10 protein-coding genes and 1 pseudogene are annotated in these 12,403 nt (G+C 62.9%); 3 read left to right on the top strand and 8 right to left on the bottom strand.

The window, feature by feature from the left end:
• Window position 1 precedes the first annotated feature (1 nt).
• From QMQ05_RS15085 to QMQ05_RS15075, 3 genes and pseudogenes are all read right to left on the bottom strand, one after another.
• A pseudogene (locus QMQ05_RS15085) lies at window positions 2-1,293 on the bottom strand (ABC transporter substrate-binding protein).
• A 468-nt stretch (window positions 1,294-1,761) separates the two neighbouring features.
• Complete coding sequence (locus tag QMQ05_RS15080) at window positions 1,762-3,045, bottom strand: MFS transporter (protein ID WP_345471338.1); 1,284 nt, start codon at window positions 3,043-3,045, stop codon at window positions 1,762-1,764.
• 74 nt (window positions 3,046-3,119) lie between these two features.
• Window positions 3,120-3,722 (bottom strand): very short patch repair endonuclease, encoded by a 603-nt coding sequence (locus QMQ05_RS15075; protein ID WP_345471336.1) that lies wholly within the window; start codon window positions 3,720-3,722, stop codon window positions 3,120-3,122.
• 117 nt (window positions 3,723-3,839) lie between these two features.
• Between QMQ05_RS15075 and QMQ05_RS15070 the strand changes: the two genes are divergently transcribed.
• Complete coding sequence (locus QMQ05_RS15070; RefSeq protein WP_254591109.1) at window positions 3,840-4,901, top strand: 2,3-butanediol dehydrogenase; 1,062 nt, start codon at window positions 3,840-3,842, stop codon at window positions 4,899-4,901.
• Between the two features lie 59 nt (window positions 4,902-4,960).
• Here QMQ05_RS15070 and QMQ05_RS15065 read toward each other — a convergent pair whose 3' ends face one another.
• The 3 genes from QMQ05_RS15065 to QMQ05_RS15055 all read right to left on the bottom strand — a co-directional run bounded on the left by QMQ05_RS15065 (window position 4,961) and on the right by QMQ05_RS15055 (window position 7,861).
• On the bottom strand, window positions 4,961-5,635 hold the full coding sequence (locus tag QMQ05_RS15065) for a hypothetical protein (protein WP_345471334.1): 675 nt from the start codon (window positions 5,633-5,635) through the stop codon (window positions 4,961-4,963).
• The gene (locus QMQ05_RS15060) at window positions 5,632-6,042 is read right to left on the bottom strand and encodes a DUF4383 domain-containing protein (protein ID WP_038993038.1); all 411 of its coding nucleotides are present in this window, start codon (window positions 6,040-6,042) and stop codon (window positions 5,632-5,634) included. Before QMQ05_RS15060 ends, QMQ05_RS15065 begins: the two co-directional genes overlap by 4 nt.
• Window positions 6,043-6,466: 424 nt before the next feature.
• Window positions 6,467-7,861: a cryptochrome/photolyase family protein gene (locus QMQ05_RS15055; RefSeq protein WP_345471332.1), complete on the bottom strand. Its 1,395-nt coding sequence runs from the start codon at window positions 7,859-7,861 to the stop codon at window positions 6,467-6,469.
• Window positions 7,862-8,174: 313 nt separating this feature from the next.
• Between QMQ05_RS15055 and QMQ05_RS15050 the strand changes: the two genes are divergently transcribed.
• Window positions 8,175-9,551, top strand: coding sequence for an NAD-dependent succinate-semialdehyde dehydrogenase (locus QMQ05_RS15050; RefSeq protein WP_345471330.1), 1,377 nt, complete (start codon window positions 8,175-8,177; stop codon window positions 9,549-9,551).
• A gap of 84 nt (window positions 9,552-9,635) precedes the next feature.
• Here the strand turns inward: QMQ05_RS15050 and bcp are convergent, their stop codons facing one another.
• On the bottom strand, window positions 9,636-10,112 hold the full coding sequence (gene bcp / locus QMQ05_RS15045) for a thioredoxin-dependent thiol peroxidase (RefSeq protein ID WP_345471328.1): 477 nt from the start codon (window positions 10,110-10,112) through the stop codon (window positions 9,636-9,638).
• 138 nt (window positions 10,113-10,250) lie between these two features.
• Between bcp and QMQ05_RS15040 the strand changes: the two genes are divergently transcribed.
• Window positions 10,251-11,351 (top strand): hypothetical protein, encoded by a 1,101-nt coding sequence (locus QMQ05_RS15040; protein WP_345471326.1) that lies wholly within the window; start codon window positions 10,251-10,253, stop codon window positions 11,349-11,351.
• A gap of 9 nt (window positions 11,352-11,360) precedes the next feature.
• Here the strand turns inward: QMQ05_RS15040 and QMQ05_RS15035 are convergent, their stop codons facing one another.
• Window positions 11,361-12,254, bottom strand: a complete 894-nt coding sequence (locus QMQ05_RS15035; protein ID WP_345471325.1) for an SDR family oxidoreductase — start codon at window positions 12,252-12,254, stop codon at window positions 11,361-11,363.
• Window positions 12,255-12,403: the final 149 nt, after the last annotated feature.

Below are 12,403 nucleotides of genomic sequence, written 5' to 3'. Positions count from 1 at the left end.
GTTACTTGGTCTTCGCCAGGTCCTTGGTCATCACGTAACGGGTCAGCGGATCCTGGACGTAGCCCTGGACCTTGGAGCCAACGCCGTCGATGGCCTGCTCATTGACCAGCCAGACGTTCACGGCGTCCTCGGCCAGGATGTCTCCGGCCTGGCGGTAGAGATCGTGGCGCTTGGTTTCTTCCTTTTCCACCAATGCCTGGTTGATCAGCTTGTCGTAGTCCTTGTTGCAGTAGTGGCTCAGGTTGTAGCCTCCCTCGCAGGTGTAGTCGGACTGCAGGAAGCCGATCGGATCAGCGATGTCGATCATCCGGTTGCGCTGGCTGAGGATCATGTCGTACTTGCCGGCCAGCACATCGGGCTCCGCGGCGCCGTAGGACTTGGTCACTACGTTGGCCTGCAAGCCGATCTGCTTGAACTGTTCCTGGATGATGGCGCCTACCCCGGCGAACTCAGCGCGCTCGGTGATGGCAATGATCTCCAACGGCTTCTCTTGCTTGTAGCCCGAAGCCTCAACCAACTTCTTGGCTTCCTCGATGTTCACCTGTGGGACACCCAGATCCGGGTTGGCCCATGGCTCGCTCGGGGCAAAGGGGCCGGTGGCAGGCTGCGCTGCACCTTCGTAGATGCTCGCGGCCATGGCCGGCAGGTCCAAGGCCATGGTGGCGGCCTTGCGCAGCTCCGGGTTGTCGAATGGAGCTCGCGAGTTGTTCAGGTACAGGGTCGAGGTGCGAGGCGAATCGGCCTTGAGCACGCTTATCTTCTCATCGGCCTCCAGGGTAGCCAGGCTGGTGGCCGGGATGGACATCGAGATGTCCGCTTCGCCGGTCTGCACCTGGGTGGCACGGGTGGCGCCTTCGGTGATGTAGCGGATTTCTCCGCCAGCCAGCTTCACTTCGCCGTCCCAGTAATTCTCATTGCGGTCCAAGGTCAGGGACTGCCCGGCTTTTCGGAGACCGGGGCGAAAGGCCCGGTGCAATGATTCATCGGATCGATGCCCTTGCCGGTGTACGCGGCAGGGGAGAGCACACCTGCGTTCACGCTGGCCATGCGGTAGGGCAGCAGCGGATCCGCGCCGGGGGTGGTGACCCGCACGGTATCAGCGTCGAGGGCTTCAACCTTCTTGATGGTCTTGGGGTTCACCGCACGGGCCGGTGCGGTCGCCTTGAGCACATGGTTGAGTGAAGCGGCTACGGCTTTGGCATCCATGATGGTGCCATCTTGGAATTCCACGTTCTTGCGCAGCTCGAAGTCCCATTCGGTGTCCGAGGACTGCTTCCAGGAGGTAGCGAGCATCGGTTCGACGGTTTTGGTTCCCTGGTCGTATTTGGCCAGGGTTTCCAGGCAGCCGGCGATGGAGAGCACGTAGGCGTCGTCGCTTTCCAGCGCCCAATTGGAGACCGGGGCACGGAAGTTGGCCACGACTACCCGGGCCTCCGGGTCCGCTGCTTTCTCCGGAGCGGAGCTGGCGGAGGTGGAGCTGCAGGCGGCCAGCGCGAGGGCAAGGGCCGCGAATCCTGCGGCCGCGCTCAATCGTCCAAGTTTCATGGAAATCCTTCGGCATTACGTGATGGATTGGCATCTAATGCAATAGTGCCTTGGTAAGCGTACCCTAATTAGCGGCCTTGTCTTGCTGATAATTACCCCGCTTGAAAACCGGAAGGAAAGCACCCGTGCAGCGTTCTGTAAGAGTTGAAGCTGAGTAGTGCAAAGTTGGGGTGCCGTATGGAAATTTTTCGCAGATTAAGCGTCATGTGTCGCAGTTCATGCACCCTGGGCAAGGACACCTGAGCGTCGCACGAGTAATGCGGCGAGCCAAGCAGCAAGGCCCAAGGGGAGCATGAGGAAAAGCCAAGGCAGGAAGCCGGGGATGAGATCCTGGCCGGCCTGCGCCAGCAGCCACCCGACCAGCATGTTCCCCACCAGCACAGCCAGGCCGCCGCAGCTGGCGAGCAGGCCGAAGTAGGATCCAGTGGCGCGGTGCCCGGCGAATTTTGGAACCAACGACAAGGCCGTGGGATGCACGCTCATATGCCCCAAAGCCAGCAGAGTGACCGCGCACAGAATGCGGATCGGACCAGTCTGCTCGCCGAAGGCAGAGGCCGGGAGGAACGCCAGCACGCCAATTCCCAAAACGCTCGAGAAGTACCCGCAACGCAGGGTCGCCGCCGTGCCGATCCGTGCAGCGATCCAGGCGACGGGCAATTGCAAGCCCAAGGTCAGTACAGAGATCCAAGCGAATACCAGTCCCAGCCACTGGGTGGGCATGCCAGTGCGTCGCAATTCCAGGGGGATGGCCAAATAGAGCTGGTTGTATGCCAGCAAGTCCGAGGCATGCAAGGCGCAGAACGCCACGAACTTCCGGTCCGCAAGGCAGCGCCGCAGGCTGCCGGGCTGGTGCTTCGGCTGTTCCGGGCTTTCCGAGCGATCGCGCGAATAACTGTCCGGGGCGGGACGGCGCAAGGCTGCAGCGAGGAACAATCCGATGGCGATGAAGAACAGCGCCCCGAAGCGTGCAACTGTTGCGAACCCCCAGCCCCACAGTGCAGCCCCGACCAGCGGTCCTGTCACGGCGCCGATCTCTCCGGTAATGCTCAGCCAGGCAAACAGGGAGGCCCGTTTGGCTCCTGTGGCCTGGCACCTGTCGCGCGCGGTCTGGGCCGCGCCCACCAGGATGCTCAGGCCAGGGGAGAAGAGCGCTCCGCCGAATCCCGTGAGCAATGTGCCGAGGATAAATAGCCAGAGCTGCGGGTCGCCTACGGACAGCGAGGCCGCCAGTGTGGAGAACCCCGCGGCGCGTACCGCGCAACCAATGAGAATCATGCGCCGGGCGCCGAAGCGATCGGCCAGGCTGCCTCCGGCCAGGAAGAGCCCTTGCTGGGCGAAGGTCCGGACACCCAGGATCAGGCCCACCGCGGTACCTGCTAGCAGGAAGTCGTTGGCTAGCACTACAGCAAGGAAAGGAACCACAGCGTAGAAACCGATATTGAACAGCGTCTGTGTTCCCAGGAGCACCGGGACTTCGAAGCGGGGGGTGCTGGATTTCATGGACCTCGGGGAACGTGTTGGTTCGGCTAACCGCTAGCGGCGGCCTCGATATCGGCAGGGTGGACTCTCCGATCTTAGCCAACGCCGGTGCCCTGGGGCGGATCCTGCGCGGTGGCGCCGCGCTGTGCGATGCGGACGGGGCCGAGGAAGCTTGCTGCCCTGCGCAGGACGTCATCCATGGTTTTCAGCTCGCACTCCCAGAGCGTCAGCGATTCCCAGCCAAGCGCGGCCAGGTTATCGAGGTTGCGCTGGTCCCGGGCGATATTGGCATCCAGCTTGGGATTCCAATATCCCGTATTGGATGCGGGGCGGCGCTGGCCCACCGGGCAGTCGTGGCCGTGCCAGAAGCAGCCGTTGACGAAGATCGCCTTGCGCCGGGCACTGAAGACGAGGTCCGGGGAACCGGGGAGCTTCCCGCCCCGCAACGGGATCCCGGGATGCAAAGAGTGCAGCTGGGCAACTTGCTGTGCAGGCAGGATGCCGTGCACGCGGTAACGGTACCCGGCGGCATGCAGGAATCGGCGCAAGGCCAGTTCCGGCCCGGTGTTCTTGCTGGAAATGCGCGACATGAGCCGCGAACGCTGCGCCGCCGACATGATGTCCATAGTCCATTGTGCGCCGCTAACCAGGCCGTGCGTTGCTGGCTGGGCATTGACTGGATGGCTTGCTGAGGCCATCGGGTGAAACCTTTTGCAACGGTTCTCAAATCCTGGCGGCCGCAGTAGCTTGGGTGCTGGAAGCACCGATCGGCATTGGGCCGGTCGGGAACAGGCAGGAAGATTCGAGGGGGAGCCATGCGAGCAGCACGGTACTACGACCAGAAGGACATCCGGATCGAAGACATCGATGAGCCGGTGCTGAAGCCCGGAACGGTGGCCATCGATGTTGCCTGGTGCGGCATCTGCGGCACCGATCTGCACGAGTACCTGGAGGGCCCGATCTTCATCCCGCCGGCCGGGCATCCGCACCCGATCTCGGGGGAGAGTGCGCCGGTGACCATGGGCCATGAGTTCTCCGGAACCATTACCGCCCTGGGCGAGGGCGTCACCGGCCTCGAAGTCGGCGAGAACGTCGTGGTGGAACCCTACATCATCCACGAGGATGTGGACACCGGCGAAGGCCAGCAGTACCAGCTTTCCCGGGACATGAACTTCATCGGCCTGGGCGGCCGCGGCGGCGGGCTATCGGAGAAAATCGTCGTGGAACGCCGCTGGGTGCATCCCATCGGCAAGATCCCACTGGATGAAGCCGCGCTGATCGAGCCGCTGTCCGTGGCCCACCACGCCTTCGTCCGCTCGGGCGCCCAAGCCGGGCAGGTGGCCATCGTGGGCGGGGCCGGCCCGATCGGACTGCTGACCGCAGCGGTGCTCAAGGCCAAGGGGCTGACGGTCTACATCTCGGAGCTCTCCGAGGCCCGCAAGGCCAAGGCGCGGGAAACCGGGGTGGCCGACGAGGTCTTCGACCCGAGGGACGGGGACGTGGCCGAGAAGGTGCGCGAAGCTACCGGTGGCCGTGGTGCGGATGCCGGATTCGAGTGCTCCTCGGTCCCGGCGGTGCTGGACATGCTCCTGGACGCGGTGGCTCCCGGCGGGGTGATCGTCAACGTCTCGATCTGGGGGCATAAGCCTGAAGTGGACATGCCCAAGCTGGTGCTGAAGGAAATCGACCTGCGAGGCACCATTGGCTACGCCAATGACCATCCGGACACCATTGCATTGGTGCAAAGCGGCAAGCTGGATCTGGCACCGTTCATCACCGGGCGCATCGGACTTGATGAGCTTATTTCCGAAGGCTTTGACCAGCTGATCAACAACAACGAGGAACACGTGAAGATCATCGTTGATCCGCGGGCCTAGCCAGCAATCCTCGGCTATGGGGGCCAGCCGGATACCTGGCACTGGCCCCCGGGCTGCGGCTAGTGGTGGTGTTCTGCCTGTTTCATCTTTTGAATGATTCCCGGGTCGATGTCTCCCGAATGATGAATGCCGTGTTCGGAATGAGGTACCGCCAGTTCTCCGGCGGACGAGGCTGCCAACCCCAAACTGGCAACCGCCGCAACCGCAACTGAACTGGCAAACATGCCTCCGAGGACAACTAGGCTGCTGGACCGCACTGCCCGGTGCGGAAGGTTCTTCCGCCGCTTGCGCTGCCACATGAAGACCGACAGCACCGACAGCTCAAGCAGCAGCAAGGAACCAATGGTGAGATCCAGATTCTTCGCTCCCTCCGGGAACCCCCAAAGGCCGGCAAGAATGCTGGCCAAATGCACGGAGGAGACGAGCACCAGGCAAGGGACGGCGAGATTCACGGCAGGGGCCGCTGCCTTCAACAGGCTGGCCACGGCGTAGACCAGCGCCATGCCTGCCCACACCGCGGATGCTATCGCGCCGAGCCACGCCCACCATGGTGCCGGGGCGGACCCGATCCCGAACGTCGATGCCAAGCTGGCGGAGGAAGCCGCGGCCAGCGCCGCGACTCCTAGACCAGCGATCCCGGCGTATAGGCCGCCGAAGGCAACGGAGCCCGCAGTTGCATCTCGCCCTTGCATGTGAGGTTCGGTGGCAGGGGCCGTCGCCTCGGGGGAATTCATGACCGTGCAGTATGGGCTGCTGGAGTCCGGTCCTGGGACAGGCCGACCGACAGCAGGACAAGTGCGCTGGCCAGATGCAGGACGTTATCTGCACCGTTCAGGGCAATAATGTTCAATGCTGTAGAAGCCAAGAAGAGCCCCAAAATGCCAACGAGGAGATAGACGGCGCCCACCGTGGTGTTGGCGAGCTTGGCAGCACGTACGGATCCGAGCCCTGCAATAAGCAGTGCTGCGCCGATAGCCAGGTGGATGACATTGTGCAGTGGGTTGACCTCGAAGATGATCAACTTCCCGCCCTCTGTGGCGAAGAAATCCACGCCGGCAGTGACAAGGAATCCGAGCAGGCCGACTAGGAGATACACGGCTCCGAAAATTGTTGCGAGCAAGCGGTTAGGCGAAGTGCGCATGGCAATCAGTCCTTCCTGGGACACGGATTCTGTTCCGCGTCGAGTTCTGCGGGTTCCGGGAGGAGCCCTGTAATGGTTCTTCGGAGGAACATGGCAAACGGATTGGTCTTGGCTGGACTTATTTGCAGGCATTGGGCGCAAGCGAAGCCGCAGACAGGCAGCGGGTCAGGGTAACGAGCGGCACGGGAACGATTATCGTGGAGCCGATGGCTTCATCTTCCTGCTGGCTGGTTCCTCGGCAAATGTGAGGGACCGAGGCGTAGCGCTGCTGAAGTATCTGGCGACGCGATCCCCGATTGCAGCCGAACGCTGGAATGATTTATCCATTGGACGCCGGCCGTAGCTTCACTTACCTCAGGTGCCGCAGCTGCCCTGTCCAGTTGGCCCGGAACGTGCCAGCGCGCTTAGGCCGGGAAGGAGTTCTTCAGCTTGCATCCCCTCGGAGTTTCATCTGCTCATAGGCGTCCAATGCCTCGCGCCGCGATTGCTTCAGATCCACGATTGGCTCCGCGGCCACCGGTGCGAATCGGGAGGCATAGCTTCCTTGCGGGTCGAATTTCTTGGCCTGCAATTCCGGATTGAAGACCCTGAAATACGGAGCAGCGTCCGCGCCGCTGCCAGCAACCCACTGCCAATTGGCGGTATTGCAGGCAATGTCCGCATCCACCAAGGTGTCCCAGAACCAGCGCTCGCCGACCTTCCAATGCACCTGCAGGTTCTTGACCAGCAGGCTGGCTGCAACCATGCGCACCCGGTTGTGCATCCATCCGGTCTGCCAGAGCTGCTGCATGCCCGCGTCGACCAGGCGAAAGCCCGTCTTACCGCGCTGCCAAGCGGCGACGTGGCCCGCAGTTTGCGGATCGTCCTCCGGCCATGCCCAGTCGAAGTGGTCGAACTCTGCGCGAAGGTTCCGCTCCGGCAGGTGCGGGTGATGGTAGTACAGGTGCCAGCAGAAGTCTCGCCAGGCCAGCTGGCGCCGCATTGCGGTGGCCCCTTCGGCTGCTTTGGGATTCTCAGCGGCAAGCCGGCCCAGAGCATCCCACATCTCGTGGGCGCCCAGATGCCCCCAACGCAGCGCAGGAGACAGGGCGGAAGTTCCGTCCAGATCGGGCCGGTCATGGTGAACCGGATAGTCTTCGGCGATTGATTCCAGGACCTCTTCGAGCCGTTGGCGCGCAGGCACTTCGCCGGGTTCCCACCGCTCTGCCAATCCTGCAGTCCAATCCATTGTTGCCGGCAGCAGTTCGAGTTCTTCCAGTTCGAGACCGGAGGGGATTGCCGATTCGGTGACGTGATCTTGGGCTGCAGGTGCTGGGAGCGGCGGCCTGATGGTGCTGTCGCGCAGGGCATTGTAGAAAGGTGTGAAGACCTTGTAACCGGTTTCGTTCTTGGTCATCAGTTCCCACGGTTCGTGCAATAGCGTGCCGGGATAGCTGTGAGCTTCGAGTCCGAGGTCGCGTAGTGCGGTTTTGGCTTGGGTATCCACCTCGCGTTCCGGTTGACCATAACGGCGGTTCCAGTGAACAGCCCCGGCCTTGGTTTGCTTGGCCAAAGCCGGGATTTTCTCGTCCGCTGAACCTTTAGACAGGACAAGCGGAATGCCTAGTTCCACCAGCGACGCCTGTAGGCTTTTCAACCCTTGGTGCAGCCACCACTTGGCCGCACCACCCAACGGGCGAATGCCCGGGGAATCCTCGTCAAGAATGAATACTGCGATCACTGGTCCTGCGGATAAGGCGGAGGTTAGTGCGGGATTATCTGCGGTGCGCAGGTCATCGCGGAACCACATGAGCTGGACTGGCGGTGGCGAGTGGTTCATTTGAGTGCTTCCCTTTCGATGCGCTAGTCAGGTAGTTAGCTTAGCTAATTAGATCCATGCACGGTTCCAACCTGCGTCGTGGGTCGGAAATTTCGGGCACTGAATCATGTTTTCCCTCGTCAAGACAGTGGCAGAAACCTTGGGCTTGCCTGTGTGAGGGTGACGGCAGTGCCCGACACGGACTCGGCTGAGTACAGCTGAATCATTCCTGCAATGAATACTGGTCATCTGGCGGCATCTGCTTGCCAAACGCCCAGGCATTGCTGGCAGACTGGGCTGTGGACACTAATCGATGCGAAATCCAAGGAGCGGCATGAGCATGTATGCGGTAACCAACCCTGCCACCGGCGTCGTCGAGGCAACCTACCCGACCGCCACCGATGAGCAGATCCAGGAAGCCATGGCCAAGGCGCACAACGCCTACACCCAGTGGTTGGTCTCCGCGCTGGAGGAGCGCGTCGCCCTGCTTGAGAGCGTGGCCGACATCTATGAGGCACGAGCCGAGGAACTGGCCGCGATCATCACCCGCGAAATGGGCAAGCCCATCAAGCAGGCGCTGGGCGAAATCGGCATCGTGGCGGCAATCTACCGCTACTACGCCAAGAACGGCCCGAAGTACCTGGAGGACGAGGAGCTGGAAATCGCCTCCGGCGGCACGGCGCTGGTGCGCAAGGAATCCGTGGGTGTGCTGTTGGGTATCATGCCGTGGAACTTCCCTTACTACCAGGTGGCCCGCTTTGCCGCTCCAAATCTGATGAACGGCAACACGGTTCTGCTCAAGCACGCACCGCAGTGCCCTGAATCGGCTGCCGCCATGGAAGAGATCTTCCGCGAGGCTGGTGCCCCAGAAGGTGCCTACGTGAATATCTATGCCACCAATGATCAGGTTGCCGACATCATTGCTGACCGCCGGGTCCAGGGTGTTTCGCTGACCGGTTCCGAGCGTGCAGGTTCGGCTGTGGCCGAGATTGCCGGACGCAACCTGAAGAAGGTCGTGCTGGAGCTGGGCGGCTCCGATCCATTCTTAGTCTTTGACGACGCGGACATTAATCGCACCGCCAAGCTGGGACTGCGTGCACGTTATGGCAATACCGGTCAGGCCTGCAACGCGGCCAAGCGATTCATCGTGGATTCCTCGGTGTATGAAGACTTCTCTTCTGCACTGGTTGAGCAGGTTTCCGGCATCAAGGTCGGAGACCCAACGGTGGAAGAGAACTTCGTGGGCCCACTATCCTCGGTGGCAGCTCGCGACGGATTAGCCGAGCAGGTACAGGATGCCATCGATAAGGGAGCGACGGTACTGACCGGTGGCAAGCCAATTGATGGTCCGGGCGCGTTCTATGAACCAACGGTATTAGCTGGGGTCACCGAGAAAATGCGTGCCTTCTCCGAAGAGCTCTTTGGCCCAGTTGCCGTTTTGTACAAGGTAGACGGCGAGGAACAAGCAGTAGAGCTGGCAAATAATTCGGACTACGGTTTGGGAGCCTCCATCCACACTCAGGACACCGAGCGCGCACAACGTATCGCCGCCCAGCTGAGCAGTGGCATGGTGGCTATCAATGAGCCATCCTCCACCTCACCTGAGTTGCCATTTGGTGGCGTGAAGCGTTCTGGCATCGGCCGTGAACTGGGCAAGTTTGGCATGGATGAATTTATCAACCGCAAGCTGGTGAAAATCGCCGGACGCTAGATCGGGCGATGAGCGGCGGCGCTCAGGTGAAGTGCAGGACATCCTTGCTTCACCGGAGCGCCGCGTGGACGTCGGTTCTTCGCCCTAGAGGCCGAGCGACTTCCGCAGGTGCGCGACGTGGCCCTTGGCCTGAACCGCGTATTCAATCTGGGAAATCTTTCCCTGCGGATCAATCACCGCGGTGGAGCGCAGGGTGCCGGTAAAGGTCTTCTCGCCGACCGTCTTTTCGCCGAAGGAACCGTAGGCCTTGGCCACGGCATTGTCCGGGTCCGAGAGCAGCGGGAAGTTCAGGGATTCGTCGTCGGCGAAGCTGGCCAGCGCGTCGGGGGCATCGGGGGAGATGCCCAGCACCGCGTATCCGGCCGCCTGCAGCGAGCCCAGGTTGTCGCGGAAGTCGCAGGCCTCGGTAGTGCAGCCGGGGGTGGCGGCCTTTGGGTAGAAGTAGACAATGACGCTCTGTCCTGCATAGTCAGCCAGCGAGACGGTCTTGCGGTGCGCGTCGTCGAGGCTGAAGGCTGGCGCGGCATCGCCAGGCGCGAGGGCGGGGGTGGACTCGGACATGATCTCCAACTTTCGTATTGCGGGATTTTATTTTCATTCTAAGCCCAGGGCGATGAGGCCGCTAGGCTCCACGCCAACTTTCCTGCAAGGTTGCTGGAGCGGCCTGCGGCGGCCCGGATCACTTCCTAGGGTGGAAGAATGAACCTGCCAGAATCCCCGGCCAGTGTGGTCGGACTGATAGCCGACCCCGGCACCGCCGATGCCATCGCCCAACGGGTGGCCCCGCGGGTTGAACGAGCCCTGGGCAAGGCGCATCCGGGCGCCGGCGCCTGGGATGTGCGCGTCGCCCCGTTCTCGCTGCCGCTGGGCGAGACGGGCACCGTGGATCTGCGGGACAAGGTGCCGCAATTACGCGAAAAGCACGGCTGGGACTACATCATCTACCTCACCGATGCCCCGCACTATCTCCGGCAACAGCCGGTGCGTTCGGTGATCGCCGCCGACGCCGCTTCGGCCGTGCTGTCCCTGCCCAGCCTGGGCCTGGCCCGGACCCGCGCGGTGGCCACAGCCCTGGTCGAGGTGATTGGCGAACTAGCCACCGGCCGCCAGCCTGCCGGCCCGCTCACGCCGTGGGGGCGTGCCCTGAGTGTGCACCACAGCGGCCGCGATCCCGAGAGCGGGAAGGACCGGATCTCGAGCATCACCGGGCTGCGCGGCCGGCTGCTGCTCATCGCCGGAATGGTGCGCAGCAATCGGCCGTGGAAGCTGGTCCCGAGGCTCACCTCGGCGATGGCCGGCGCCGTGGCCACCGGCGCCTTCGGCGTGTTCTACACCAGCATCTGGTCCATGGCCGACTACCTGTCCGTGCACCGGCTGTCGCTGATTACCCTCGCCAGCATCACCATCCTCACGCTCTGGCTGCTGCTGCATAACCGCCTGTGGGAAAGCCCCAAGGGCGGGCGGCGGCGCGAACGCCTGCTCGTCTACAACGCCGCCACCGTCTTGACCGTGGGATACGCCGCCGCCGCGATGTACCTGCTGATGTTCCTGGCCCTGCTGGGCGCCTCGCTGATCGTGATCGATCAGCAGTACCTGGCCTACCAGCTGCGCCACGAGGTCAATTTCTCCGACTACGTGAACCTGGCCTGGCTGGCCTCCTCGCTGGGTACCATGGGCGGCGCCATCGGTTCCAGTTTCGACGATGTCGCAGAAGTGCAGCGGGCCACCTTCAGCCAGCGCGAGTATGAGCGCCGCAACATGGACTTGAACATCACCACCGGCGGGGACGAGTCGGACTGAGCCCAGGTTCTAGGGCTGGTTCTTGCCCCCGTTCACGTGCACCGTGGATCCGAGAATATAGGACGCCTCGTCACTGGCCAGGAATACATAGGCGGGGGAGACTTCCACCGGCTGCCCGGCACGGCCCAGCCAGGTATCGTGGCCGAACTCCGGCAGCGCCTCGATTGGCTGGCCATCCGAGGGCTGCAGCGGAGTCCAGATGGGGCCGGGCGCCACGGCGTTGACCCTGATGCCGCGCCTCGCCGCCTGGCTGGCCAGCGACTTGGTGAAGTTGCTGATCGCGCCCTTGGTGGCCGCATAATCCATCAGGTGATCCGAGGGATCAAAGGCCTGGATTGAGGTGGTGTTGATGATCGATCCGCCCTCGGGCAGCACCTTCAAGGCCGCCCGGCTCAGCGCGAACATGGCGAAGATGTTCACGTCGAAGGTCGCCTCGATCTGCTCGTCGCGCAGCTGCTCCAGCGACGGGACGCTGACCTGCTTCCCGGCATTGTTCACCAGGATGTCCAGCCCGCCCAGGGCCTTGGCCGCCTGGTCCACCAGGGAGTCGCGGTAGGAGCGCTCCCGCAGGTCTCCGGGCAGATGCTGCACCTGGACCCCGGCCTCGTCCAGGATGGACGCAATCCGGATGGCGTCGGGTTCCTCCGCGGGCAGATAGGCCAAGGCCACGTCGGCCCCCTCGCGGGCGAAGGCGATGGCCACCGCCGCCCCGATGCCCGAATCGCCACCGGTGATCAAGGCCCGCTTCCCGGTCAGCCGGTCACGGCCGCGGTAGCTGCGTTCGCCGTGATCGGCGCGCGGTTCCAGCTTCTGGTCCAGCCCGGGTTCGGGCTGGCGTTGTTCCGGCGGGCTGATGCGTTCCTTGCCTGCGCGTTGCGTATCCTGCGATAGGTGCTCGGACATGTGCTTCCTCCTGAACTGGCGATGGGACGCCCGGGTGCCTGGGCTGATGGCGTCCGTCGTTGCCCAGTGTTCCGCCGCCCGGATAGCAACTGAACACGCAACCGGGGTTTTAGCGTGAATGGCCAGCTTGCATCCGGCGTTAATTCAGC

The organism is Glutamicibacter sp. B1 (assembly GCF_039602135.1).
In the GTDB taxonomy this organism is placed as follows: domain Bacteria; phylum Actinomycetota; class Actinomycetes; order Actinomycetales; family Micrococcaceae; genus Glutamicibacter; species Glutamicibacter ectropisis.
The sequence above is the reverse complement of the archived record's forward strand: the minus strand, read 5'-3'. Positions and strand labels throughout refer to the sequence as shown.

Bases quoted from the DNA above. Each gene is read 5' to 3' on its own strand.
- QMQ05_RS15080 (WP_345471338.1), bottom strand. From the start codon at position 3,045: ATGAAATCCAGCACCCCCCGCTTCGAAGTCCCGGTGCTCCTGGGAACA.
- QMQ05_RS15075 (WP_345471336.1), bottom strand. From the start codon at position 3,722: ATGGCCTCAGCAAGCCATCCAGTCAATGCCCAGCCAGCAACGCACGGC.
- QMQ05_RS15070 (WP_254591109.1), top strand. From the start codon at position 3,840: ATGCGAGCAGCACGGTACTACGACCAGAAGGACATCCGGATCGAAGAC.
- QMQ05_RS15065 (WP_345471334.1), bottom strand. From the start codon at position 5,635: ATGAATTCCCCCGAGGCGACGGCCCCTGCCACCGAACCTCACATGCAA.
- QMQ05_RS15060 (WP_038993038.1), bottom strand. From the start codon at position 6,042: ATGCGCACTTCGCCTAACCGCTTGCTCGCAACAATTTTCGGAGCCGTG.
- QMQ05_RS15055 (WP_345471332.1), bottom strand. From the start codon at position 7,861: ATGAACCACTCGCCACCGCCAGTCCAGCTCATGTGGTTCCGCGATGAC.
- QMQ05_RS15050 (WP_345471330.1), top strand. From the start codon at position 8,175: ATGAGCATGTATGCGGTAACCAACCCTGCCACCGGCGTCGTCGAGGCA.
- bcp (WP_345471328.1), bottom strand. From the start codon at position 10,112: ATGTCCGAGTCCACCCCCGCCCTCGCGCCTGGCGATGCCGCGCCAGCC.
- QMQ05_RS15040 (WP_345471326.1), top strand. From the start codon at position 10,251: ATGAACCTGCCAGAATCCCCGGCCAGTGTGGTCGGACTGATAGCCGAC.
- QMQ05_RS15035 (WP_345471325.1), bottom strand. From the start codon at position 12,254: ATGTCCGAGCACCTATCGCAGGATACGCAACGCGCAGGCAAGGAACGC.